At 71.2% G+C, this 24672-nt stretch carries 16 protein-coding genes and 4 pseudogenes; 10 read left to right on the forward strand and 10 right to left on the reverse strand.

Annotated elements, in window-relative coordinates:
• Positions 1-160 precede the first annotated feature (160 nt).
• Positions 161-1755 (reverse strand): annotated as a pseudogene (locus RMT89_RS32545) (MMPL family transporter).
• A 208-nt stretch (positions 1756-1963) separates the two neighbouring features.
• On the opposite strand from RMT89_RS32545, the pseudogene RMT89_RS32550 reads away from it, so the two are divergent.
• Positions 1964-2287 (forward strand): annotated as a pseudogene (locus RMT89_RS32550) (VOC family protein); the annotation flags it as partial.
• Positions 2288-2301: 14 nt separating this feature from the next.
• Here RMT89_RS32550 and RMT89_RS32555 read toward each other — a convergent pair.
• A pseudogene (locus tag RMT89_RS32555) lies at positions 2302-2865 on the reverse strand (sensor histidine kinase); the annotation flags it as partial.
• A 248-nt stretch (positions 2866-3113) separates the two neighbouring features.
• Between RMT89_RS32555 and RMT89_RS32560 the strand changes: the two are divergent.
• Together RMT89_RS32560 and RMT89_RS32565 are read left to right on the forward strand one after the other, a co-directional pair.
• A complete protein-coding gene (locus tag RMT89_RS32560) occupies positions 3114-4886 on the forward strand; it encodes a sulfatase-like hydrolase/transferase (protein ID WP_315887337.1) in 1773 nt (590 codons plus the stop codon).
• Between the two features lie 317 nt (positions 4887-5203).
• Positions 5204-7078: a discoidin domain-containing protein gene (locus RMT89_RS32565; protein WP_315887338.1), complete on the forward strand. Its 1875-nt coding sequence runs from the start codon at positions 5204-5206 to the stop codon at positions 7076-7078.
• A gap of 29 nt (positions 7079-7107) precedes the next feature.
• On the opposite strand, the gene RMT89_RS32570 is transcribed toward RMT89_RS32565, so the two are convergent.
• The 4 genes from RMT89_RS32570 to RMT89_RS32585 all read right to left on the reverse strand — a co-directional run bounded on the left by RMT89_RS32570 (position 7108) and on the right by RMT89_RS32585 (position 11021).
• Complete coding sequence (locus RMT89_RS32570; protein WP_315887339.1) at positions 7108-7860, reverse strand: IclR family transcriptional regulator; 753 nt, start codon at positions 7858-7860, stop codon at positions 7108-7110.
• On the reverse strand, positions 7857-9140 hold the full coding sequence (locus RMT89_RS32575; protein WP_315887340.1) for a prolyl oligopeptidase family serine peptidase: 1284 nt from the start codon (positions 9138-9140) through the stop codon (positions 7857-7859). The genes RMT89_RS32570 and RMT89_RS32575 overlap by 4 nt, the downstream gene beginning before the upstream one ends.
• The gene (locus RMT89_RS32580; RefSeq protein ID WP_315887341.1) at positions 9137-10474 is read right to left on the reverse strand and encodes an MFS transporter; all 1338 of its coding nucleotides are present in this window, start codon (positions 10472-10474) and stop codon (positions 9137-9139) included. The genes RMT89_RS32575 and RMT89_RS32580 overlap by 4 nt, the downstream gene beginning before the upstream one ends.
• A gap of 79 nt (positions 10475-10553) precedes the next feature.
• Entirely contained in the window at positions 10554-11021 is a 468-nt protein-coding gene (locus RMT89_RS32585; RefSeq protein WP_315887342.1) for a MarR family transcriptional regulator, read from the reverse strand.
• Positions 11022-11125: 104 nt separating this feature from the next.
• On the opposite strand from RMT89_RS32585, the gene RMT89_RS32590 reads away from it, so the two are divergent.
• The 4 genes from RMT89_RS32590 to RMT89_RS32605 are packed head-to-tail and all read left to right on the forward strand — an operon-like array spanning position 11126 to position 14896.
• Positions 11126-12043: an SDR family oxidoreductase gene (locus RMT89_RS32590; protein WP_315887343.1), complete on the forward strand. Its 918-nt coding sequence runs from the start codon at positions 11126-11128 to the stop codon at positions 12041-12043.
• Positions 12043-12918, forward strand: a complete 876-nt coding sequence (locus tag RMT89_RS32595; RefSeq protein ID WP_315887344.1) for an amidohydrolase family protein — start codon at positions 12043-12045, stop codon at positions 12916-12918. Before RMT89_RS32590 ends, RMT89_RS32595 begins: the two co-directional genes overlap by 1 nt.
• 10 nt (positions 12919-12928) lie before the next feature.
• Positions 12929-14431 (forward strand): o-succinylbenzoate--CoA ligase, encoded by a 1503-nt coding sequence (menE, locus tag RMT89_RS32600; protein WP_315887345.1) that lies wholly within the window; start codon positions 12929-12931, stop codon positions 14429-14431.
• Positions 14432-14440: 9 nt separating this feature from the next.
• On the forward strand, positions 14441-14896 hold the full coding sequence (locus tag RMT89_RS32605; protein WP_315887346.1) for a MaoC family dehydratase: 456 nt from the start codon (positions 14441-14443) through the stop codon (positions 14894-14896).
• Here the strand turns inward: RMT89_RS32605 and RMT89_RS32610 are convergent.
• From RMT89_RS32610 to RMT89_RS32625, 4 genes and pseudogenes are all read right to left on the reverse strand, one after another.
• The gene (locus RMT89_RS32610) at positions 14887-15717 is read right to left on the reverse strand and encodes a PaaX family transcriptional regulator C-terminal domain-containing protein (protein WP_315887347.1); all 831 of its coding nucleotides are present in this window, start codon (positions 15715-15717) and stop codon (positions 14887-14889) included. The two genes, RMT89_RS32605 and RMT89_RS32610, sit on opposite strands and share 10 nt — an antisense overlap.
• A gap of 24 nt (positions 15718-15741) precedes the next feature.
• Positions 15742-16590 (reverse strand): hypothetical protein, encoded by an 849-nt coding sequence (locus RMT89_RS32615; RefSeq protein ID WP_315887348.1) that lies wholly within the window; start codon positions 16588-16590, stop codon positions 15742-15744.
• Positions 16590-18701, reverse strand: a complete 2112-nt coding sequence (locus tag RMT89_RS32620; protein WP_315887349.1) for a glycoside hydrolase family 2 TIM barrel-domain containing protein — start codon at positions 18699-18701, stop codon at positions 16590-16592. The genes RMT89_RS32615 and RMT89_RS32620 overlap by 1 nt, the downstream gene beginning before the upstream one ends.
• Positions 18586-19242, reverse strand: a pseudogene (locus tag RMT89_RS32625) (PfkB family carbohydrate kinase); the annotation flags it as partial. The pseudogene RMT89_RS32625 and the gene RMT89_RS32620, both read right to left, overlap by 116 nt.
• A gap of 175 nt (positions 19243-19417) precedes the next feature.
• On the opposite strand from RMT89_RS32625, the gene RMT89_RS32630 reads away from it, so the two are divergent.
• The 3 genes from RMT89_RS32630 to RMT89_RS32640 are packed head-to-tail and all read left to right on the forward strand — an operon-like array spanning position 19418 to position 24603.
• Positions 19418-20182: a DeoR/GlpR family DNA-binding transcription regulator gene (locus RMT89_RS32630; protein ID WP_315887350.1), complete on the forward strand. Its 765-nt coding sequence runs from the start codon at positions 19418-19420 to the stop codon at positions 20180-20182.
• A complete protein-coding gene (locus RMT89_RS32635) occupies positions 20179-21528 on the forward strand; it encodes a 6-phospho-beta-glucosidase (RefSeq protein WP_315887351.1) in 1350 nt (449 codons plus the stop codon). Before RMT89_RS32630 ends, RMT89_RS32635 begins: the two co-directional genes overlap by 4 nt.
• A 33-nt stretch (positions 21529-21561) precedes the next feature.
• Positions 21562-24603, forward strand: coding sequence for a glycoside hydrolase family 38 C-terminal domain-containing protein (locus RMT89_RS32640; protein ID WP_315887352.1), 3042 nt, complete (start codon positions 21562-21564; stop codon positions 24601-24603).
• Positions 24604-24672 lie beyond the last annotated feature (69 nt).

Below are 24672 nucleotides of genomic sequence, written 5' to 3' on the forward strand. Positions count from 1 at the left end.
AGCCGTTCAGGCCGTTGGCCGGGTCGACCGTCTCCTCCCCGGAGTTGGTCACGACCACCACGTCACCGAGCATCGAGCTGTCGTAGAACTCTGCATCGTGCGCCTCGTACCTGGGGTGATCCTTTGAACCGGCGTGAGCGGTATGAGATTCCGGTGCGTCTCAGACCTTCGTCGGCACCGGCGGCTCGGGCGCCGTCGGCGCCTCCTTCAGACCGAACCGGTCATGGATCCGCCGCAGCGGACGCGGCGCCCACCAGGCACGGCGGCCGAGCAGCGCCATCGTCGCCGGGACCAGCGGCATCCGTACGACGGTGGCGTCGATCAGCACCGCCAGGGTGAGCCCGAGGCCGATCTGCAGGATGGGCGAGAAGCCGCCCGTCATGAAGGCGCCGAACACGACCGCGAGGAGCAGCGCCGCACAGGTGACCACGCGCCCGGAGCGGCGCAGCCCGCTCACCACGGCCTCCCTGTCGTCCTCACCCCGCTCCCGTGCCTCGCGCATCCGGGCCAGGATGAACAGCTCGTAGTCCATGGCGAGCCCGAAGGCGATGGCGACGATCAGCGGCGGCGCGGTGAGGCTCAGGGCGCCCAGGCCCTCGGCGCCGAGCAGTCCGGCCAGATGCCCGTCCTGGAACACCCACACCACCACACCGAGCGCGGCGCCCAGGCTGAGCAGGGTGGTCGCGATGGTGCGCAGCGGGATCAGCACCGAGCCGGTGAAGGCGAAGAGCAGTGCGAAGATTCCGGCCAGGACGGTCACGGCGGCCCAGGGCGCCCGTTCGGCGAGCATCTCCCTGAAGTCCACCAGCCGGGCCGCGACCCCGGTCACCTCGACGGGTTCGTCGCCGCGCAGGTCCCGTATCCGCTCGACCAGGTCCGTCGCGGCCCAGCCGTCGACGCTGCCGGGCGGCTGGATCTCCACGACCGTGGTGCCGCCCGGCAGTTCACGCGACTCGGCGCCGGACAGCGCGCTGATCCGCTCGGCGGTCGCCGGATCGGTACCGGGCTTGACGACGACGGTGATCGGGGAGACCCCGGTGCCGGGCGGGAAGTGCGCGTCGACGGTGTCGTACAGCTGCCGTGCCTCGGTGCTGGACGGCAGTTGCTTGGCGTCGCCGATGTTGATCGTCATGCCGGCGACCGGCAGCGCCAGCACCAGGAGCACCGGTACGACGGTGGCCACCACGGCGATACGGCGGCGCGCGGCGAAGCGGGCCAGGCGGGCGAACAGGCGGCCCTCCTCCCTGTCCGGCTTCACGCGCGAGGGTGGGATCTTGCCACCGAACTTCGTCAGCAGGGCGGGCAGCAGAGTGACCGCGGCCAGCATGTCGACGACCACCACGGCGGCCACGGCCAGACCCATGCTGCGCAGGAACACGCTCGGGAAGTCACCGGGATGATCAGGGCCTGTCCGTCCCGGGCCGTGAGCCCGGGCGTGGTGTACGGATCGGGTACGGCGGCCACTCCGGCGATCACGCGGACCTCGGCGACGGCCCGTTCGACCTGGGCGCGGAGAGCGGCGTCGGAGACCGGCTCGCCCGCGACGACGGCGGTGACGGTCTCACCGGCCGGATCCAGGCCGGACAGATACTCCTCGGCCAGCTCCGACTCGGTGCCGGGCACGTCCGGCACATCGTCGGAGAGCCGCCCGAAGACGCCCGCGCCCAGCCCGAAGCCGAGCAGCAGGAAGAGCAGCCAGAGCAGGATGACGGTGAGCGGACGGCGCGTGGCCGTCCGGGCGAGCGTGGAAAGCACGGGGGCCTCCGGCGGCCGGACGGTGGACGAGTGCTCTCAGGTTCGTCCTGGGCCGGGGGTCACGGGATCGCCGGAGGGAGCGGTTTGCCGGGCTCGGTCGTACGGGGGAGAGGCGGGGTCGTATCGCTCCCCCGGGGGAGGAATCAACGGTGCCGGCAGGAGAGTTGACCATGGCCGCACTCACGATCTTCGAGGAGCTCCCAGGTCTGACGCACCCGCTGTCCGGGAACTCCGCCCTGTCGTCACAGCGGACGACTACGACGAGGCCTTGCGCTTCTACCGCGATGTCCCCGGCCTGCCCGAACGCGCCGCGTTCTCCTCCCCCGGAGGGCGGGTCACCATCCTGGAGGCGGGCCGCGCAACCCTGGAGCTGACCGACCCGAACCACGCCGCGTTCATCGACGAGGCCGAGGTCGGGCGGCGCGTCGCCGGACACATCCGGGTGGCGTTCCAGGTGGACGACTCCACGGCGACGACGCGGAAGCCGTCGGACGCCGGAGCGGAGGTGGTCGCCGAGCCGACGCGCACCCCCAGGCACCGGGAGCCCTGGGCCGTAGCCCGGGCCGTGTCCGCGGCCCCCTCCCGCTCCAGGCGCCGGGCCCGGTCCACCAGGGCGGCGGTGTAGGCGCGCTGGACCCGGGAGAGCATCCCGAAGCCGTACGCCCCGACCACGCTCAGCAGTTGGAAGGCGTACTCGAAGGGCAGCGGCTCCTCCTTGTGCTGCATGGTGAGGACGACCCCGAGGATCCAGCCCCCCAGCATGAACCGGTGCTGCCACACCCGGCCCTGGGCGGCCATCGTGTAGAGGACGACGAGACCGCCGTACACCACGTCCGGTGGCGGCGCGTGATACAGGGCCATCGCGGGCGTGGCCATGGAGACGGCGCACGCCGTGGCGAACGGCGCCCGGCGCCGCCACACCAGGGGCACCGCGGTGGCGGCGGCCAGCAGCCAGCCCTGCCAGGTGAGGCGGTCGTCCCCCTCGTCCGGGAAGATCCACTGGAGGGAGGCGGCGAACAGCACCAGCGCGGCGAGCGCGGCGTCGACGACGTACGGATTGGCCGTGCGCAGGCGGGTGACGGCAGGGGCGAGCCAGGGCGGCGGGGACATGGGCGGCTCCTCGGGGCAAGAGGCCGTTTCAGTATCGGAGGCCGGATGGGGCGGCGTCCTCACCGGTGAGAGGGATATCGTGCCTCCGCTTGTGATCATTTCGATGCGGTGGAGAAGGAACCAGGGGTCGGGACTTTCCCTCTCCAAAGTCGAAACAGAGCGTTCACAGCGTGTGCCTGGTCTTGGACCGACGGCTGCGATCACCATCGTCTCCGGACCCCACGCCCGTCGCCTCTCAGGAGACACGTATGCCGAGCCGCCGCCGCTTCCTCACCGCGGCCGCCGCCGTGCCGGTCGCGGCCACGGCGGTCACCGCGTGCGAAGAGGGCGACAAGGCGCGGCCCGCGCCGGACGGCAAGCATGCCTCCGCCGTACCGGCCGGGCAGTCCGGTTCGGGCCGGCTCAACTTCGTGGTGATCCTCGCCGACGACCTCGGCTACGGCGAACTCGGCTCCTACGGCCAGAAACTCATCCGCACCCCCCGCCTGGACGCCCTGGCCGCCGAGGGCCTGCGCTTCACCGACGCCTACGCCACCGCCCCCGTCTGCGCGCCCTCACGCTGCTCGGTGCTCACCGGACTGCACGCCGGCCACGCCACCGTCAGGGAGAACCCGTGGGGCCCGGGCGGCCAAGGGGCGCTCACCGACCGGGACTTCACCTTCGCCGAGGCGCTGCGGTCGCTCGGCTACCGCACCGGCGTCTTCGGCAAGTGGGGCTTCGGACCCGAGCAGCCGGACCAGCCGAGCCACCCCAACTCCCGTGGCTTCGAGGAGTTCTACGGCTACATCGACCACCGCCACGCCCACGACTACTTCCCCGAGTACCTGTGGCACAACGGCACCCGCCAGGAGATCCCCGCCAACCGCGGCGACGCCCGCGAGATCTACGCGCCCGACCTGCTCAAGGAGCGCGCGCTGGCCTTCCTGGACGCGCACCGGGCCGAGCCGTTCCTGCTGTACCTCACCCCGACCCTGCCGCATGCCCCCAGCCAGACACCGGACGACGGCGAGTACGGCGACCGCCCCTGGCCGGGCCCCGACCGACGGCACGCCGCGCAGATCACCACCTTCGACTCGCTGGTCGGCGACGTCGTCGACCGCCTCACCCGACTCGGCGTGGCGGGCCGCACCCTCGTCCTGATCACCAGTGACAACGGCCCGCACGAGGAGGGCGGCACGAACCCCGATCTCTTCGACGCGAACGGCCCGTTGCGCGGCTACAAACGCAACCTCTACGAGGGCGGCATCCGCGTCCCGCTCATCGCCTGGTCCCCGAGGCACATCCCGGCCGGCACGACGGACCGCCCCACTCCCCTCACCGACCTCCTGCCGACCCTCGCCGACCTGGCCGGGGCCCCCGCCCCGACGGACGTGGACGGCCTCTCCCTGGCCCCGCTGCTGCGCGGCTCCGACGACCCGGCCCGCCACAACAGCCTGTACTTCTACCGCAACCACAGTGGAGTCACCCCGCGTTCCGACGCGGTGGACCGGGGCCGGGGCCGGCGCCTGGCGGAGGCGCTGCGGCGCGGCGACCTCAAGGCGGTGCGCTTCGCGCCGGGCCAGGACCGCGGCGCGCCCGACGAGGAGTGGGACGTGGAGCTGTACGACCTGTCCCGGGACCCCGGCGAGGAAAACGACCTGGCGTCGGCGCGCCCGGCCCAGGCGGACGCCCTGGTGAGGCTGATGCGTGACTCCTGGTCGCCGGCCCACCCCCGCGAACCGTTCGGGCTGACGCTGGAAGTGACCGGCCAGGGCCCGGAGTTCACCCTCACCGCCACCCTCGCCAACGGCTCGGCCCGCCCCTGGACCACCCCCCGCCTCACCCTCCGCGCCCCCGGCGGCTGGGACATCCAGGCCCTGGACCCGCTCACGGCCCCCGTCCTGCGAGCGGGCGACGAACTGACGGTCCGCTGGCGGATCACCCCGGCACAGGTCACCTCCGACACGACCCTCGCGTGCCGGGCGACGGCGCGGCACGCCGGTGAGGAAGTGACGTACCTGGCCCGCACGTTGCTGGGCTGAACGCGCAGGGGTTGCGGCAGCGCGCCGCGCGGCGGCCCCTCCCGCAGTTCCGCCGGGAAGGGCAGCGCGCCGCGCGGCGGCCCCTCCCGCAGTTCCGCCCGGAAGGGCCGCCACCGACGCGGTACCCGACACGTCCGACCGCCGGCGTCGGTCGGCGCGCGTGCCACGGCACCGGTTCCCCGTAGCTTCCGGTCGGCGGTCCCGCATGCGCAACATCTTGACGACCGCTTCCATTGAGTTTTAAATCACAACCTAAATTAAGCCCTGAGGCTTTACGGGGAACCGGCGCCCCCACCTCCCTGCTCAAGGAGAGCTGCATGCCCACCCGTACCCCACACATCCTCCTGACCGCGCTCGGCACGGCGGCCGTGCTCACGGCGGGCCCCGCCTTCGCCGCCCCCGCGCCCGAGCAGGTCGCGGCCGCCGTCGCCTGGGACACCGACCGCGCGGCAGCCGCGTACGCGGCGAACCCGGCCGGCGTCACCGCCTCCGGCAGCGAGAGCGCGGGCCTCGCCCCCGGCCTCGCCTTCGACGGCAACGGCGCGACCCGCTGGTCCAGCGACTTCGCCGACAACGCGTGGATCCGACTGGACCTCGGACAGACGATCCGCATCAACCGCGTCGTCCTCGACTGGGAAGCCGCCTACGGCAAGCGCTACGTCCTGGAGGTGTCGGGAAACGGCACGGACTGGACCCCCTTCTACACGGAGACCGACGGCACCGGAGGCTCGGTCACGGCCCACACGTACCCTCAGGAAGTCACCGGCCGCTACGTCCGTATGCGCGGCGTGGAACGCGCCACCCCGTGGGGCTACTCCCTCTACTCGTTCAAGGTGTACGGCGGCGAACCGGCCCCCGCCGCCACGAGCCGCGCCAACCTGGCCCTGAACCATCCGGCCTACACGAACTTCTACCAACACGCGGGCAACTCCCCGGCGTTCGTCACCGACGGAGGCTGGCCGGCCGACCTGAAGGCGGACCAGACCCGCTGGTCCAGCGACTGGAACGCGGACCGCTGGGTCTCCGTCGATCTGGGCGCACCCTCGACGATCGACACGATCGACCTCTACTGGGAGGCCGCGTTCGCCGTCGACTACGAACTCCAGGTCTCCGACGACAACCGCTCCTGGCGCACGGTGTACCGCCCCTCGGCGGCCGAGGTGGCGTCCCGCCGGGCGAACGTGAAGTCCCCGGCGGAGGCGGTGGGCCTGCACGACTCGATCCGCCTTCCCCAGCCGGCCACCGGGCGCTACGTCCGCATGCTCGGCAAGGAACGCCGCTCCTTCTACAACCCGGCCCCGGCCACCGCCCAGTTCGGCTACTCGCTCTACGAGTTCCAGGTCTGGGGCACCGGCGGCAGCGAGGCGGCGGCCTATCCGGCGCTCCCGGCGGACCAGCCGGGCGCGTACCGCACCACCTTCTTCGACGACTTCACCACCGCATCCCTGGACCGCTCCAAGTGGCGCGTGGTTCGCACCGGCACGGAGATGGGCTCGGTCAACGGCGAGTCCCAGGCCTATGTCGACTCCCCGGACACCATCCGCCAGGAGAACGGCAGTCTGATCCTGGAGGCCAAGCACTGCAAGGGCTGCACCCAGGCGGGCGGCGCTACCTACGACTTCACCTCGGGCCGCATCGACACCAACACCAAGTTCGACTTCACCTACGGCCGGGTCAGCGCACGGATGCGGCTTCCGGTGGGCGACGGCTTCTGGCCGGCGTTCTGGCTGCTCGGCAGCAACGTCGACGACCCGTCGGTGTCCTGGCCGGCGTCCGGTGAGACCGACATCATGGAGAACATCGGCTACGGCGACTGGACCAGCACCGCCCTGCACGGCCCCGGCTACTCCGCCGACGGCAACATCGGCGCCCGTCAGATCTATCCGAACGGCGGCCGTGCCGACCAGTGGCACACCTACGCGGTGGAGTGGACCCCGGTCGGCATGCGCTTCTACGTCGACGACCGCCTGGTCCAGGAGACCTCCCGCAACAAGCTGGAGTCGACCCGGGGCCAGTGGGTCTACGACCACAACCAGTACGTGATCCTCAACCTCGCTCTGGGCGGGGCCTATCCGGCCGGCTGGAACAAGGTCACGTCCCCGTACTGGGGCCTCCCGCAGTCCAGCGTGGACCGCATCGCGGCCGGGGGAGTGCGGGCGGAGGTGGACTGGGTGAGGGTGGAGCAGAAGTGACCCGCGCCTGACGCGAGCGTCGGGGTGGCTCAGCGTCCCGCCGGGAGCCACCCCAACCCCCGCGAGATCCCCCGCGCCGCGATCCGCACCGCCGGGGCCAGCACCGGTACCTGGGCGCCGGCTTCGGGGACCACCACCGACACGGCGGCGACCACCGCGCCGCCGGGACCGCGGATCGGCGCGGCCACCGACAGGGCGTCGGCGGTGACCTGACGACTGCTCACCGCCACGCCCGTGCGGCGGACTTCGGCCAGTTCACGGCGGAGCCGGGCGGGGTCGGTGACGGTGTACGGGGTGAAGGACGCGAGCGGGCCGGTGCAGTACTCCTCCTGGTGGGCGGGGTCGTCGTGGGCCAGCAGGGCCAGGCCGACTCCGGTGGCGTGCAGGGGCCAGCGGGCGCCGACGCGGATATGGACGCCCACCGCCGAACGGCCCGAGAGCCACTCGATGTAGACGACCTCCGCTCCGTCCCGCACCGCCAACTGCACGTTCTCGTGGGTCGCTTCGTACAGGTCCTCCAGATACGGCAGCGCGACCTGCCTCAGGGCGAGACCGCGCGGTGCCAGTGCCGCGAGCTCCCACAGTCTGAGTCCCACGTGGTAGACGCCGGAGGAGTCGCGCTCCAGCGCGCCCCACTCGGTGAGGGCGCCCACCAGGCGGTGCGCGGTGGTCAGGCTCAGTCCGGCCCGCCGGCTGATGTCCGTCAGGCTCAGGGCCGGGTGCTCGTGGTCGAACGCGGCGAGCACGGACAGCAGCCGGCCGGGCGCGGAGCGAGGCGTCATGGCCGGGCGTCTCCCGGGTGGGCGAGGTCGTAGGGGCGGGGGTAGGGGGCGGGCGTGTACCCGGTGTAGCGGGGCTCGGAGGTCGGATCCGCCTGCCGCGCAAGGGAGTTGAGCGCATCCGGCGATGCCTTCCAGCGGCCGGTGTCCAGCCGGGACTCCAGGGTGTGCAGGGCGCCCACCATCTCTCCCGGGGTGAAGGTGCAGTGGCCGGGCGCCTCGACGTAGGCCTGGGCGAGCAGGGCGCCCGAGCCCGCCGCGGTGGCGGCCCTGCGGTAGGCGCTCTCGGCCTGTACGGGTATCAGGGTGTCGCCGGTCGTGTGGATGTTCAACTGGGGGTCGGTGAGACGGCCCTTGAAGACGCTGGTCCCGCGCATCCACCGTACGGCCGGGGTGTCGGCGGTGATACGGGGTGCGCGGTTGAGGGCCTTGAGGTCGGCGCGCAGGGACATCCCCGCCTTCTTGTACAGCTCGGTCACCTCCTTGCGGAGGGGCGAGCGCTGGAGCATCGCCGTGTAGTCGACGCCCGTGTTCCAGGAGGGGTTGCCGCCCGCCCGGTTCTCGGCCTCCTGGCGCCAGCTGAAGGCGGGAAGCTGGATCAGGCCCGGTACGGCGTCGCCGGGGATGTTGTGCAGGGCCCCGGCGAGGGCGATGCGGGCACGGCCCTGCGGGGTCTCCTGGGCGGCCGTGACGTCCGCGGTGAGCGTCTCCGCGGCGCCCTGTGCCTGGGCCTGGTCCGCGAATCCGGTGAGCCGGACGTCCGAGCCGAGCAGCGTGTTCAGCGCGAACGCCGGGTCCAGGGTGCTGTTCCAGTTCGCCACTCCGCCCTGGACCAGGCCGCACATCGACAGGGAGCCGTCGAAGCGGTCGGCGTGCCGTTCGGCGAGGGTGGTCGTGACCAGGCCGCCGTAGGAGGTGCCCCACGCCAGGGTCCGGTCCGCCGTGCCGAACTTCTCCGTGAAGACGTCGAGCGTGGCGAGCTGGTCGGGTACGGCGTCGGTCACGGCCCAGCCGGTCGTGGCGTAGGAGGAGCCGATGAGTGCGTAGCCCTGGTCCAGGAGCCGGTCCTTGGTGCCTGAATCGGGAGCGTTCTGGGGCGGGTTGGGCCAGCCGTCGGCCCGGTAGCCGTGGCTGTACAGCAGGACCGTGCCGTTCCAGTCCGCGGGTATGTCCATCACATAGGTGGCGCCCGAGGGGAGTCGGCCCTCCAGGTGGGTGCCGGAGGCGGGCAGTGCGGCGGCTGTCGTGAGGGTGACGGCCAGCGCGACGGCGAGAGTTCTCAACGGGGAGTCCCTTCCGGGGTGGGGGTCGCGGAACGGGTCGTGCTGGGCTGCAGGGCGTCGGTGTGAGTCTCCCGGATCCGCCACACCGTCAGCGCGGTGATCGCAGCGCCGCCGCACAGCAGCAGGGAGACCGGCGTGCTGCCGCCGCCGTTCGAGGCGAGCAGGCTGCTGGCGATCAGCGGGGAGAAGCCCGCGCCGAGCAGGGTGGCCGCCTGGTAGCCGAGGGAGGCGCCGGTGTAGCGGACCCGGGTGCCGAACATCTCGGTGAGCAGGGCGCCCAGGGGGCCGTACATCGTGGACTGGGCGACGCCGTGGCCGAGGGCGAGGGCGAGGATGAGCAGTCCGGGTGAGCCGGAGTTGACCAGGGCCAGGACCGGGAAGGCGAGCGCGGCGGAGGCGATCGCGCCGGTCAGCACCACGGGGCGGCGGCCGACCCGGTCGGACAGGGCGGAGGCGGTGGGCAGCACCAGCAGGGCGACGCCGGAGGCGACGGTCACGGCGGTGAGCACCTGCGAGCGGCTGTAGCCCTCGTCCACGGCATACGTGATCATGAAGCTGGTCAGCAGCGACTGCGCGGTGAACGCGCCGATACCCACACAGGCCGCCAGCAGGACCGGCTTCGGGCGCCGCAGCACCTCCAGCACGGGCGGCTTCTCGCTCGGCTCGGGCTTGGTGAACAGCGGGCTCTCGGCGACCTTGAGGCGGACGAACATACCGACGCCGAGCAGCACGACACTCAGCAGGAACGGCACGCGCCAGCCCCAGGAGCGGAAGTCGTCGTCGGGCAGGGCGGCGACCAGCGTGACGACCCCGGCCGAGAGCAAGGAGCCCAGCGGCGCGCCGAGTTGGGTGAAGCTGGACCACAACCCGCGCCGCGCGCCCTGGGTCCGCTCGGCGTGCTCGACGACCATGAGCGTGGCGCCGCCCCACTCACCGCCGATCGCGATGCCCTGCACGACACGGAGCAGGACCAGCAGGACGGGCGCCCAGACGCCGATCGCGTCGTAGGTGGGCAGCAGACCGATCAGGAAGCTGCCGCTGCCCATCAGAAGCATGGTCAGCAGCATCATCGACTTACGGCCGACCCGGTCGCCGAAGTGGCCGAAGAGGATGCCGCCGAGGGGCCGGGCCAGATAACCGGCGGCGAAGGTGCCGAAGGCGGCGATCGTGCCGACGGCAGGGTCGGCGTCGGGGAAGAACAGGTCGCCGAAGACGAGCGCGGCGACCGTGCCGTAGACGAGGAAGTCGTAGAACTCGACAGCGGTGCCGAGCAGGCCGGACAGGGCGACTCTGCGCAACTGCCGGGATTCCGGGGTGGTTCGGGATGGCTGCACGGTGGGCTCCCTGGGGGACGGGGCGATGCCTCCGTGAAGTTAGGCAGTTGCCGTGCAGCCGTCAATCATTTGCACAACATCAGTTCAGTCCGTCCTGTGCGATCCGCAGCAGCAGGGCGTGCAGGGTCTCGCGCTCGCCCGCGTCGAGCGGTTCCAGGAGTTCGTTGGTCACCTTCAGGCCTGCCTCGTCGGTGTCGCGCAGGAAGGCGCGGCCGGCCTCGGTCAGGACGACGATCCGGCTGCGGCGGTCGTCGGGGGAGGGGCGGCGCTCGGCGAAGCCCGCCTTCTCCAGGTCGTCGACCAGGCCGACGATCGCGCTCGGGTCGTAGCCGAGGCGGGCGCTCAGCTCGCGCTGGAGGGCGCCGTCGCAGGTGGCGAGGTAGCGCAGCACCGCGTAGTGGCGCAGCCGCAGTCCGGACTCCTGGAGGCAGGAGTTGAACAGCTGCCCCGAGCGCAGGCCCAGCCGGTAGAGCAGATAGCCGGTGTCCGCGTGCAGCTCGCGCATCCACGGCTCGTTCGCGTCGATCGAGGTGGTCTTGGTGTTCATGGCCCCAGTCTTTCGCAGCCGGCGGTCGGGGACAACTATTGACGTCACCAATTATTGCTCTTAACTTCGATCTCACCCCGCAGCCCATGTGAAGGGATTCGCTCGTGCCCAGCATCGATCTCACCGGCAAGGCCGCCGTCGTCACCGGCGGTGGCCGGGGCCTCGGCCTCGCCTACGCCCACGCCCTGGCCGCCCACGGCGCCTCGGTGGTCGTCAACGACATGGACGAGGCGGTCGCCGGACAGGCCGTGAAGTCGATCACCGAGGCGGGCGGCACGGCCGTCGACGAGGTGGTCGCGGTCGGCACCACGGAAGCCGCCGAGCGGCTCGTGAACCGCGCGGTCGAGGCGTTCGGGCGGCTGGACATCCTGGTCACCAACGCCGGCATCCTGCGCGACAAGGTGCTGTGGAAGATGACCGACGACGACTTCGACGCGGTGATCACCACCCATCTGAAGGGCACATTCACCTGCGCCCGGGCCGCCGCCGTCCGGATGCGCGAGCAGGGCGAGGGCGGCAGCCTGATCCTGGTCGGCTCCCCGGCCGGACAGCGCGGCAACTTCGGGCAGACCAACTACGCGGCGGCCAAGGCGGGCATCGCCGCCATGGCCCGCACCTGGTCGATGGAGCTGGGCCGCGCGAACATCACCGTCAACGCGATCGTGCCGGTCGCCGCGACCGCGATGACCGAGACGATCCCGGCCTTCGCGCCGTACATCGAGGCCATGAGGAACGGTGAGCCGCTCCCCGACGTGCTTCGCAAGGGCGAGGGCTTCGGCACCCCCGAGGACTGCGCGGCCCTCGTCCCCTTCCTCGCCTCCGCGGCGGCCCGGACGGTGACCGGGCAGTGCATCGGCATCGGCGGCGACAAGGTGGCACTCTGGTCGCATCCGCAGGAGATCAGCACGGCGTACGCCGACGGCGGCTGGACCCCCGACACCCTGGCCGACGCCTGGCCCGCATCGGTCGGCGCGGAACTCCAGACGGTCGGCATCCCGGCGCCGAAGCTTCCGGAGGCCTGATGGACATCAGCGAACTCGTCGCGATCGACGTCCACACCCACGCGGAGGTCTCCTCCAAGGGCCACTCCTCCCTGGACGACGACCTGCACGCCGCCTCCTCGGCCTACTTCAAGGTCGAGGGCAAGCGGAAGCCGACCCTGGAGGAGACCGCCGCCCACTACCGGGAGCGGAACATGGCCGCCGTGATCTTCACGGTCGACGCCGAGTCCGCCACCGGCACCGCGCCCGTCCCGAACGAGGAGGTCGCGGAGGCCGCGGCGGCCAACTCCGACGTCCTCATCCCCTTCGCCTCCATCGACCCCTTCCGCGGCAAGGCCGGGGTCCGCCAGGCCCGCCGCCTCGTCGAGGAGTACGGCGTGAAGGGCTTCAAGTTCCACCCCAGCATCCAGGGCTTCTTCCCCAACGACCGCTCGGTGGCGTACGCCCTCTACGAGGTGATCGAGGAGACGGGGACCATAGCCCTGTTCCACACGGGGCAGACCGGGATCGGCGCCGGGGTGCCGGGCGGCGGCGGAATCCGGCTGAAGTACTCCAACCCGCTCCACATCGACGACGTAGCCGCCGACTTTCCCCACCTGAAGATCATCCTGGCGCATCCGTCCTTCCCCTGGCAGGACGAGGCCCTCGCCGTCGCCACCCACAAGCCGGGCGTGCACATCGACCTGTCGGGCTGGTCGCCCAAGTACTTCCCGCCGCAGCTCGTGCAGTACGCCAACACACTGCTGAAGGACAAGGTCCTCTTCGGCTCGGACTTCCCCGTCCTCACCCCCGACCGCTGGCTCGCCGACTTCGCGAAGCTGGAGATCAAGGAAGAGGTCCGGCCGAAGATCCTCAAGGAGAACGCCGCCCGTCTGCTCGGGCTGACCACACCGTAAGGGGTGCCCGATGCGCAACGAGGGAACGGGGTCCTGGCCCGCACGCCGGGCCCGCAAGACCCCGCACCGCACCGCCCTGATCCACGGCGACACGGCCTTCACGTACGCCGAGCTGTACGACCGCACCACGCGCCTCGCCCATGCCCTGCGCGCCCGGGGCCTGCGCCGCGGCGACCGGATCGCCTACCTCGGCCCCAACCACCCCTCCTACCTGGAGACCCTGTTCGCCGCGGGCACCCTCGGCGCGGTCTTCGTCCCGCTCAACACCCGCCTCGCCGGACCCGAGATCGCCTACCAGCTCGCCGACTCCGGCGCCAAGGCGCTGATCCACGGCCCGTCGCACACCGGGCTCGTCGCGGGACTGCCGGGCGGCACGGACGTACGCACCTTTGTGGAGGTGGGCGAGGAGTACGAGGCCGTCCTCGCCGCGGCCTCGGACGAACCCATCGACCAACCCGTCGCCCCCGACGACACCGGCATCATCATGTACACCTCGGGGACGACCGGCCGCCCCAAGGGCGCCATGCTCAGCCACGGCAACCTCATCTGGAACGCGGTCAACGTCCTCGTCGACACCGACCTCGTCACCGACGAACGCGCCCTGGTCTCCGCCCCCTTGTTCCACACGGCCGGCCTGAACATGCTGGCGCTCCCGGTCCTGCTGAAGGGCGGCACCTGTGTCCTGGTCGAGGCCTTCGACCCGGACGCCACCTTCGACCTGGTCGAACGGCACCGGATCAGCTTCATGTTCGGGGTGCCGACCATGTTCGACCAGCTGGCCCGGCATCCGCGCTGGGCCGGGGCCGATCTGTCCTCCCTGCGGATCCTGACCTGCGGCGGCTCCCCGGTGCCGACCCCGCTGATCGCCGCCTACCAGGAGCGCGGACTGACCTTCCTCCAGGGCTACGGCATGACCGAGACCGCGCCCGGCGCGCTCTTCCTGGACGCCGAACACGCGGTGAGCAAGGCGGGGTCGGCGGGCGTGCCGCACTTCTTCAGCGACGTGCGGGTGGTGCGCCCCGACCTGACCCCGGCCGACGTCGGCGAGACCGGGGAAGTGGTCGTGCGCGGACCGCACGTCATGTCCGGCTACTGGGGGCTGCCCGAGGAGACGGCCGCCTCCTTCGCGGACGGCTGGTTCCGCAGCGGGGACGCGGCCCGGATCGACGAGGACGGCTATGTCTTCATCGTCGACCGCATCAAGGACATGATCATCTCCGGTGGGGAGAACATTTACCCCGCCGAGATCGAGGACCTGCTCCTCGCCCACCCGGACATCGTCGAGTGCGCGGTCATCGGCGTGCCCGACGACAAGTGGGGCGAGGTCCCGCGCGCGGTCGTGGTGCCCCGCGAGGGCGCCTCGCTCGACCCCGACGACATCCTCGCCTCCCTCTCCGGCCGCCTCGCCAAGTACAAGATCCCCAAGTCGGTGGTGCTCGCGGACGCCCTCCCGCGCACCGCCTCCGGAAAACTCCTCAAGTCCCGTGTCCGCAGTCGGTACGGCAACAGTTAAGGAACCCCCATGAGCATCACCGTGAACGGCCTCGACGAGCTGAAGAAGCTGGCCGGCAGCGACCTCGGCACCAGCGAGTGGACCGAGGTCACCCAGGAGCGCATCGACACCTTCGCCGATGCCACCGGGGACCACCAGTGGATCCATGTGGATCCCGAGAAGGCCGCCGCGGGCCCCTTCGGCGCTCCCATCGCCCACGGCTATCTCACCCTCTCCCTCTTCATCCCCCTGTTCACCGGGCTGCTCGACGTCCAGGGCGTCACCACGAAGGTCAACTACGGCCTGAACAAGGTGCGTTTCCCTTCCCCGGTGAAGGTCGGGTCGAGGATCCGTCTCGTGGGAAAGCTCGCTGACGTCGAGGAGGTGCCGGGGGGTGTGCAGATCACCGTCGACGGCACGATCGAGATCGAGGGCGGGGCGAAGCCGGCGGCCGTGTTGCAGAGCCTGTCGCGGTTCTACGCCTGATCGTCGCGCACCGGCACCAGGTCCAGCAGACGTTCCGCGGCCTCCTGAGCGAGCGGCGTGAGCCGTTCATGAACGGCCCGGAACGTCTTCTCGGCCCGGTCCGCCGGCCAGTCCTCCGGCAGATGGCGGACCGGCAGCCGGGGGTCGCGGCGGATCAGGCGCAGCCACTCCGCCTGAAGCCGCAGACGCAGGGTGAGGGCGTCGTCGGCGCCGGGGACCTGGGTCTCCCACGGCTGCCAGCGTTCCACGAACGCCTCGTAGCGGGCCGCCAGTTCGGACAGTTCCCAGGTCTCCTCGATCATCGCGCCGATGTCGGTGCCGGTGTCCGCGTGGGCACGGAAGACCTTCACATGGGCGGACAGGCCGAGTTCGGCGACCAGTTCCGTCACATCGATCTGCCCCGGCGCGATCCACAGGCCGTTGAACAGCGGTCCGAAACCGCTCCAGGTGAGCTGGGAGCGCAGGTCGTGGCGCTGGCGCTGCCAGGACTCGGGGAGCGAGAAGCCGAGCAGGGTCCAGGTGCCGTCCCACTGCCGGTTGACCGCGCCGGTGTGCCAGATCCGCCGCTCGCCGTCGCGCAGCACGGCCGTCGAGCGGTCCGTGAGTCCGAAGTACATCCGGCGGCCCTCGCGCTGGCGGCGCAGCAGGCCGCGGTTGACCATCCGGGTCAGTGTCGAGCGCGTCGCCTGCTCGCCGATGCCCGCGCGGGCGAAGACATCGATGACGCTGCCCGAGTACACGCAGACGTCCCGGCCGAGCACCTGCTCGCCCAGGAACGTCAGCATGAGGGACTGGGGCCGCAGCGACTCTTCCGTGGTCACGCGGCCACCGTAACCCCTGGTCGATCAGTTGGTGACCTGGTGGTACGAGTACACAGTCGTCGACACCGCGCACACGCCGGGCTGGATCACCTCGGCGCGCAGGGTGCCGCTCTTCGTGTCGTAGTCCACACCCTCCGCCTCGAAGGCGCCCGTGCAGATACCGCGCTGCGGCAGGGCGAACAGGGACTTCACCGCACCGGTGATCGGCCCGCCGTCGAGCTTGCGGGGCAGGTCGACCTGGAGGAGCGGGCGGATCTCCGGGAAGAGGGAGCCGGTGGCGTCGTTGGAGGCGCACACCAGGCGGGTGTCCGTGACGAAGTCGCAGCCCTGGATGTCCCGTACCGGCTTGTCCAGGGTGATCTGCCAGGCCTCCTTCAGGTCGCCGCCGGCCGGCGGGGTGGAGGGGTTGAGCAGCGGGGTGGGGAAGACCTGGAGGCGGTTCTGTTCACCCCACTCGCCCGACACCATCCACTGTCCGTCCGGCGAGACGGTCGCGAAGGAGTTGTTCAGCTTCTCGCCCGGGTTGAGCCGGTGCACGTACTCGTAGCGCTTCCCGGCCGGTGTGGTCACCGCGAACATCTTGGAGGTGGCCGTGTCCGGGCCCTGGTAGGCGTCGAAGACATGGCCCTGGGCGATGTCCGGGTCGCCGACGTGGTTCCAGCCCTTGATCCGCAGCGACAGCGGAATGTCCGCCAGGCCCCGGTACAGCAGCGAGCCGTCGGCCCGGCTCGCGAGACCCTGCCCGCCGCCCAGGGTGTCGGTGTACGCCGTGCCGGTCTCCTCCCAGCGCGGGTCACCGGCGGCAGAGGCGGTGCCCGCGCCGAGCACGAAGGCACCCAATAAGGCGGTCAGGGACACGAGTTGACGCTTCATCAAACACCCTTCACGTCGACGAACACCGGGTTGGAATAGAACCACGTATCGGCCCACGGGTCACCGTTGCCGGGCTCGTGGACGATCGGCCCGTGCGGGTCGACCGACGCGCCGAGGTATCCGGCGCCGTTCCGGTTGCCGTCGCTGCCGCGCAGACGGACGTAGAAGGACTCGTCCCCGGCGACCAGCGGGATGCGCAGGGTGTAGGTCCCCTTGCGGCCGCTGACGTCCCTGGTGTGCACGACCTTGGTGTCGGGCGCCCGCCAGCTGTCCCGGTCGGCCACCGGACCGCGCACCGCGCCCCGGATGACGTCCACATGCGCCAACTCCGGCAGGATTCCCTGGGGGTTGGGGCGGGAGGCGCTGGTCACCGTGATACTGAGGGTGAGCCGCTCGCCCTTGCGGACGCGCAGTCGGCCGCCCAGAGTGACCCCCCGGCCGTGGTCGCGGTCCCGCGAGTCGATGTCGACGGAGAACCGGTCCGCGTCACCGGACAGCACCATCTCCTCCCGCTCCAGCTCGTTGAGCCCCTTCGCGGCGCGGCCCAGGATCCACGGCGAGAGCGTCTCCACGTCGATCGTGTTCCGGTCGAGGTCGAAGTGGTAGAGGCGGATCATCGCCGCGCCGCCGTAGTAGCGGTTCTGATAGTTGGTCAGGTGCAGGTGAACGTCGTTCCCCGCGGCGTTCTTGCGGACGGCGCGGGCGGCCGGCCAGTAGTGGCCGTTGAGCGTGAGGAAGATCTGGTCGTGGTCCTTGACCAGCTTGTCCCACAGCTGCTGGCCGTAGGAGGACAACGCGTCGTCGCCGTAGACGAGTTCGTGGGTGGTGAGGATGACGGGCGCGCTCGGGTGGCGGGCGATGACGTCCTTCGCCCAGGCGTAGCCCTTGTCCGAAAGACGCCAGTCCAGGGCGAGGACGAGCCACTCGCGCCCGGCCGCCTTGAAGAGATGGAAGGTGTTGTAGCCGTCGGGCGAGGCCCCGCCGAAGGTCGGCTTGCCGGCGAAGGGCTCCGGGCCGAAGGTGTCGAGGTACGGCGTCGCACCGCGCTGGTCGTTCGTCGAGGAGCGGACGTCGTGGTTGCCCGCGAGGACGCTGTAACCGACGCCGCGCCGGTCGAGCAGCTCGAACGCCTCGCCGATCGCGTCGCATTCGGCCTGGGCGCCGCGCAGCCGCAGTTGGGGCGCGCACACCTCGGTGCCACGCGGTCCCCACGGCTCGTCGTCCTTCGTGGTCACCCGGAGCGTCACCCAGGCCTCACCACCGTCGTCCGGCAGCGCGAAGGGCAGCGGCAACGCCGCCGTCTCGCCGGGCCTCAGATCCGGCAGCTCGGCGGGAGCGGTGAGGGTACGGCCGTCCGCGAGCGTCAGTTCCCAGCGGGCTTCGAGCCAGTCCAGGCCCCGGAAGCACTGGTGGTTCAACACCACCGGACCCTCATGCCGGTAGGACTGCAGGAGCACAGGCGCCGCGATCTCCCGGTGTTCGTACATCACGGGCTTGGGCGTGCGGTCGGGGAAGACGATCCCGTCGGCGATGAACGCGCCGTCGTGGATCGCCTCGCCGAAGTCGCCGCCGTACGCCCAGCGATAGCCGGGCGCGGCGACACCGTTGTCGTACGGCCCGGCGCCGGAGCGCCCGGCGGGTCTGCCGTCTGTCACGCGCTGCAGAATCCCGTGGTCCCAGAACTCCCAGATGAAGCTGCCCTGAAGACCCGGCGTTGACTCGATGGCGGACCAGTGGTCGGCCAGCGTGCCGTTGCTGTTGCCCATGGCGTGCGCGTACTCGCACGGGATCAGCGGCCTCGTCTGCTCCCCGGAGAGCGCGTGCGCGGCACAGTCCTCGATCGGCGCGTACATCGGGCAGGCGATGTCGGAGGCGTCGTCCGCAGCCGCCCAGTCGAGCTTGGCCGCGCCCTCGTACGGGACCGGCCGCGTCGGATCGTGCCGGCGCACCCAGCCCGCCGCCGCGTCGTGGTTCGCCCCGTAGTCGGACTCGTTGCCCAGCGACCGTGACCACGGCCACCGGCACCAGTTCGGCGAGCGTGCCGAGCGCGGCGCGGGCGCTGTCGGTCCGGGTGTAGGCCATCGCCTCGGTCTCGTTGGGGAGGAAGGCATGGCACAGGGAGAGCTGGTCGAGCAGGCTCGCCGACCACTGCTGGGTGGGGTCCCAGCCGACGTCGGCGTAGACGAGCGTGCCGTTCGCGGCCGCCTTGCCGATCCACTCGCGCGGTTCGGCCTCCAGGTGCACGAGGGCGGTGCGCGCCTCGGGCGGGTCGCCCATCAGCGCGTCCTGCGAGTGCGGCGGTTCCTGGCCGTGGGTGACGAGGGCGCGGTCGGCGCCGTACGCCAGGGAGACGGTGACCGGGGTGGGCCAGCCGGGCGCGGTGCGGGAGAGCGCGAGGTCGATGCCCTCCTGGCCGGCGAGGACGGCACGGCAGTGGGTGCCGTAGAAGTCGTCGCCGAAGACCGTGGCCAGGGAGGTCCTCAGGCCGAAGCGGGAGGCGGCCACCGCGAGGTTGGCGATGCCGCCGGGGCTGCTTCCCATGCCCTCGGTCCAGATCTCCTCGCCCGGCGTCGGTGGCCTGCCGAGACCGGTCAGGACGAGGTCGTAGAAGAGCAGCCCGGTCAGCAGCACATCGGGCCGGTCGTCGTCCACGCGCACATCCCTTCGTCGGAAGCGGCCGGGAGGTCGTCGGGAGGTCGTCAAAGCTGGAGCTCGTCAGAACTCTTCATTTCGGTGTCCGGAATCGTGCGCCGCTCCGCGAGATTGGCCAATATTCGAGCAGAACTGAGCATAGATTTGATTGAAAATGACGAGTAGTGTTCATGCTGTGCTGGCAGAACGACGACATCAACTCATCCTGCGGGCCCTGCGCTCCGGCGGCCCCGCAGCCGTGACCGATCTCTCCGAGCAGCTCGGGGTGAGCCCCGCCACCATCCGGCGTGACCTGCTCAAACTGGAGGAGGAGGGCCTGCTCACCCGGGTCCACGGCGGAGCGGTCGTGGACGAGGGCGACCAGCCGTTCGCGGAGGTCGCCGAGGTCCGCGTGGCCGAGAAGGACGCCATAGCGGAACGTGCAGCGGCGATGATCAAGGAAGGTCAGTCGGTGCTGCTCGACATCGGCACCACCGCCTATCGCCTCGCCCGTCAACTGCACGGCCGCCGGATCACCGTGATCACCAGCAATCTGGTGGTCTACGAGGAACTCGCCGACGACGAGGGCATCGAGCTGGTCATCCTCGGCGGCATGGTCCGCCGCGAGTACCGCTCCCTGGTCGGCTTCCTCACCGAGGACAATCTGCGCCAGCTGCACGCCGACTGGCTCTTCCTCGGCACCAGCGGAGTGCGCCCCGGCGGGCAGGTGATGGACACGACCGTGGTCGAGGTGCCGGTCAAGCGGGCCATGATCGCGGCGAGCGAGAAGGCCGTCCTGCTGGCGGACTCGGCGAAGTTCCCGGGCACGGGTATGGCGAGGGTCTGCGGTCCGGAGGACCTGGACGTGGTGGTGACGAACGCTCCCGTGGACACGGTGACCCGCTCCGCCATGGAGGAGGCCGGCGTCGACGTGGTCGTGGCAGGAAAGGTGCAGAAGTGAAGCTGACGATTCTGGGCGGCGGCGGATTCCGGGTGCCGCTCGTGTACGGGGCGCTGCTCGGTGACCGGGGCGAGGGGCGGGTGACCGAGGTCGTCCTGCACGACCTGGATCCGCGGCGGCTCGGCGCGGTGACCCGGGTGCTGGCCGAGCAGGCCGCGCAGGTCCCCGACGCGCCCGAGGTGACGGCCACCACCGACCTCGACGAGGCGCTGCGCGGCGCCGACTTCGTCTTCTCCGCGATCCGCGTCGGCGGCCTTGAGGGCCGCGCGAACGACGAGCGCGTCGCCCTCGCCGAGGGTGTCCTCGGACAGGAGACGGTGGGCGCCGGTGGTATTGCATACGGCCTGCGGACCGTGCCCGTCGCCGTCGACATCGCCCGGCGCGTGGCCCGGCTCGCGCCCGACGCCTGGGTCATCAACTTCACCAACCCCGCAGGGCTGGTCACCGAGGCCATGTCCCGCCACCTCGGCAACCGCGTCATCGGCATCTGTGACTCCCCGGTCGGCCTCGGCCGCCGTATCGCCCGCGTGCTCGGCGTGAAGAACCCGGCCGAGGCGTGGATCGACTACGTCGGCCTCAACCACCTCGGCTGGGTCCGCGGCCTGCGCGTCGCCGGCCGCGACGAACTCCCGCGGCTGCTCGCCGACCCCGCCCTGCTCGGCTCCTTCGAGGAGGGCAAGCTCTTCGGCCCCGACTGGCTCCAGTCCCTCGGCGCGATCCCCAACGAGTATCTGCACTACTACTACTTCAACCGCGAGGCCGTACACGCCTACCAGGAGGCCGAGCAGACCCGCGGCGCCTTCCTGCGCGACCAACAGGCCCGGTTCTACGACGAGATGACCGACCCGGACGCCGAGGCGCTGACCGCCTGGGACCGCACCCGCGCCGAGCGCGAGGCCACCTACATGTCGGAGAACCGGCAGACGGCGGGCGCCGGCGAGCGCGACGCCGACGACCTGTCCGGCGGCTACGAGAAGGTCGCCCTCGCGCTGATGCGGGCCATCGCCCGCGACGAGCGCACCACCCTGATCCTCAATGTGCGCAACCAGAGCACCCTCTCCGTCCTCGACAACGACGCCGTCATCGAGGTTCCCTGCCTCGTCGACGCCAACGGCGCGCACCCCGTCGCCGTCGACCCCCTGCCCGGTCACGCCACCGGACTCGTCTGCTCGGTCAAGGCGGTCGAGCGCGAGGTCCTCGCCGCCGCCGAGTCCGGCTCCCTAACGACGGCCGTGAAGGCCTTCGCGCTGCACCCGCTGGTCGACTCGGTGAACGTCGCCCGCAGGCTGGTCCAGGGCTACACCGCGGTCCATCCAGGCCTCGCGTACCTTGGGCAACCCGTGTAGGCGCTTTCCCCCGCTCGCTCCCTGGAGACTTCCATGCACGACGAACGCCGACGGATCGAGGAGCGCGTCGAGCGCCTCCACACCCAGCGCATCAAGCCCGCCCGCTACGCGGCCACTGCCCCCTTCGAGGTCGAGGCCTGGCAGGCGCCGGGCGAGCCGGTCCCCTTCGAGGAGGCGGCGGCAGCCTCCTACGCCCCCTTCGCGATGGACACGCCCTGGGGCCCGCCCTGGGGCACGACCTGGTTCCGGATGCGCGGACAGGTACCCGAGGAGTGGGCGGGCAGGCGCGTCGAGGCGGTCATCGACCTCGGCTTCGTCGGGGACTGGCCCGGCAACCAGGCCGAGGCCCTGGTCCACCTGACCGACGGCACCCCGCTCAAGGCGGTCAACCCCCTCAACCAGTACGTCCCGATCGCCAACCCGGCGACCGGCGGCGAGCGGATCGACTACCTCGTCGAGGCGGCCTCCAACCCGGACATCCTGGCCAACGACTTCGCGGGCCCGACCCCGCTCGGCGACGTCCTGACCGCCGGCGACAAGCCGCTCTACACCTTCAAACGCGCCGACCTCGCCGTCCTCGACGAGGAGGTCTTCCACCTCGACCTGGACATCCAGGTGCTGCGCGAACTGATGCTGGAACTCGGCGAGCACGACCCGCGCCGGCACGAGATCGCGCACGCCCTGGACCGGGCGATGGACCTGCTCGACCTGGACGACATCTCCGGCTCGGCGGCCGCGGTCCGCGAGGCCCTGGTGCCCGCCCTGTCCAAGCCCGCCCACGCCAGCGCCCATGTGATCTCCGGCGTCGGCCACGCGCACATCGACTCCGCCTGGCTCTGGCCGATCCGCGAGACCAAGCGCAAGACGTCCCGGACCTTCTCCAATGTCACCGCGCTCGCCGAGGAGTACGACGACTTCATCTTCGCCTGCTCACAGGCCCAGCAGTACGAGTGGGTGCGCGACAACCACCCGAAGGTGTGGGCGCGTATCCAGGAATCGGTGAAGAAGGGCCAGTGGGCGCCCGTCGGCGGCATGTGGGTGGAGGCCGACGGCAATCTGCCCGGCGGCGAGGCGGTCGCCCGGCAGTTCATCCACGGCAAGCGGTTCTTCATCGAGCACTTCGGCATCGAGACCAAGGGCGTGTGGCTGCCGGACTCCTTCGGCTACAACGCGGCCTACCCGCAGCTCGCCAAGCTCGCGGGCAACGAGTGGTTCCTCACCCAGAAGATCTCCTGGAACCAGACCAACAAGTTCCCCCACCACACCTTCTGGTGGGAGGGCATCGACGGGACCCGCATCTTCACGCACTTCCCGCCCGTCGACACCTACAACGCCCGCTTCAGCGGCGAGGAGATGTCCCGCGCGGTCCGCAACTACTCCGAGAAGGGCGGGGCCACCCGCTCCCTGGCTCCCTTCGGCTGGGGCGACGGCGGTGGCGGTCCCACCCGCGAGATCATGGAACGGGCGCGCAGGCTCGCCGACTTGGAGGGCTCGCCCAAGGTCGTGGTGGAACATCCGGACGACTTCTTCGCCAAGGCCCGCGAGGAGTACCCGGACGCCCCGGTCTGGGTCGGTGAGCTCTACCTGGAGCTGCACCGCGCCACCTACACCACCCAGGCCCGCACCAAGCAGGGCAACCGGCGCAGCGAACACAAGCTGCGCGAGGCGGAGTTGTGGGCGACGACGGCGGCGCTGCACGCGCCGGGCTATGTGTACCCGTACGAGAAGCTGGACCGGCTGTGGAAGACGGTGCTGCTGCACCAGTTCCACGACATCCTGCCGGGGTCCTCGATCGCGTGGGTGCACCGGGAGGCGGAGGCCGAATACGCGCGGGTCGCCGAGGAGTTGGAGGCGCTGACGGCCGAGGCGGTCGGTGCGCTGGGCGCGGGGGAGACGCGGGTCTTCAACACCAGCCCGTATCAGCGGCGCGAGGTGGTGCGCGGCCGGGACGGCGGGACCCGCTTGGTGGAGGTACCGGCCGGTGCCAGCGCCCCCGTCTCCGACGCCTCCCCGAACGACGTCGTCATCGTCGAGGACCGAGCCCTCGACAACGGCCTCGTCCGCGTCGAGCTGGCCGAGGACGGCACCCTGTCCTCCGTGTACGACCGGCGCGCGGGCCGCGAAGTCCTCGCCGACCAGGGCAACTTGCTCCGCCTCCACACCGACCTGCCCAACTACTGGGACGCCTGGGACGTCGACAAGCACTACAGGAACCGCTACACGGACCTGCTGGACGCCTCGGAGATCGCGGCCGTCGAGCGGGACCCGCTGGTCGGCTCGATCCGGGTCGTGCGGTCCTTCGGCAGGGGCTCGACGATCACCCAGACCATCACCCTGCGCGCCGACAGCCCCCGCATCGACTTCGAGACCGAGATCGACTGGCACGAGGCCGAGAAGTTCCTCAAGGCGGGCTTCCCGATCGACATCCGGGCCCCCCACTCCTGCGCCGAGATCCAGTTCGGTCACATCCAGCGGCCCACGCACACCAACACCACCTGGGAGGCGGCCCGCTTCGAGGTGTCGGGACACCGCTGGGTGCACCTCGGCGAACCCGGCTACGGCGTCGCCGTCATCAACGACTCCACCTACGGCCACGACATCTCCCGCACGGTCCGCGAGGACGGCGGGACGACCACCACGGTCCGCCTCAGCCTGGTCCGCGCCCCGCGCGTCCCCGACCCCGAGGCCGACCAGGGCAAGCACCGGTTCACGTACGCGCTGCTCCCCGGCGCGACCATCGAGGACGCCGTCGCCGAGGGCTACGCCCTCAACCTCCCGCTGCGGGTGGCGGACGCGGCGGGGGCGCCCGAGCCCGTGGTCCGCGTGGACGGCGAGGGCGTGACGGTCGAGGCGGTCAAGCTCGCCGACGACCGGTCCGGCGATGTCGTCGTACGGCTCTACGAGTCCCGCGGCGGCCGCGCCCAGGGCGTCCTGCGCCCCGGCTTCACGCTCGCAAGCGCCCAGGTCACCGACCTCCTCGAACGCCCGCTGTCCGAGGCGGAGGTCGCCGACGGCGCCGTACGCGTCGAGCTGCGCCCGTTCCAGATCCTGACCCTCCGCCTGGCGAGGAGCTAGGGGGTGTTTTGAAAGTCCTGTGCGGTGCCCGCGGTGTTCGGTGCGTGCCCTCGGCGTGCCGGACGAAGG

The organism is Streptomyces sp. P17, from assembly GCF_032436805.1.
Taxonomy (GTDB): domain Bacteria; phylum Actinomycetota; class Actinomycetes; order Streptomycetales; family Streptomycetaceae; genus Streptomyces.

Excerpts from the sequence above, each read along its gene's own strand:
- RMT89_RS32605 (WP_315887346.1), top strand. The coding sequence starts at position 14,441 with ATGAGCATCACCGTGAACGGCCTCGACGAGCTGAAGAAGCTGGCCGGC.
- RMT89_RS32570 (WP_315887339.1), bottom strand. The coding sequence starts at position 7,860 with ATGACGCCTCGCTCCGCGCCCGGCCGGCTGCTGTCCGTGCTCGCCGCG.
- RMT89_RS32565 (WP_315887338.1), top strand. The coding sequence starts at position 5,204 with ATGCCCACCCGTACCCCACACATCCTCCTGACCGCGCTCGGCACGGCG.
- RMT89_RS32640 (WP_315887352.1), top strand. The coding sequence starts at position 21,562 with ATGCACGACGAACGCCGACGGATCGAGGAGCGCGTCGAGCGCCTCCAC.
- RMT89_RS32620 (WP_315887349.1), bottom strand. The coding sequence starts at position 18,701 with ATGCCTTCCTCCCCAACGAGACCGAGGCGATGGCCTACACCCGGACCG.
- menE (WP_315887345.1), top strand. The coding sequence starts at position 12,929 with ATGCGCAACGAGGGAACGGGGTCCTGGCCCGCACGCCGGGCCCGCAAG.
- RMT89_RS32595 (WP_315887344.1), top strand. The coding sequence starts at position 12,043 with ATGGACATCAGCGAACTCGTCGCGATCGACGTCCACACCCACGCGGAG.
- RMT89_RS32560 (WP_315887337.1), top strand. The coding sequence starts at position 3,114 with ATGCCGAGCCGCCGCCGCTTCCTCACCGCGGCCGCCGCCGTGCCGGTC.
- RMT89_RS32585 (WP_315887342.1), bottom strand. The coding sequence starts at position 11,021 with ATGAACACCAAGACCACCTCGATCGACGCGAACGAGCCGTGGATGCGC.
- RMT89_RS32615 (WP_315887348.1), bottom strand. The coding sequence starts at position 16,590 with ATGAAGCGTCAACTCGTGTCCCTGACCGCCTTATTGGGTGCCTTCGTG.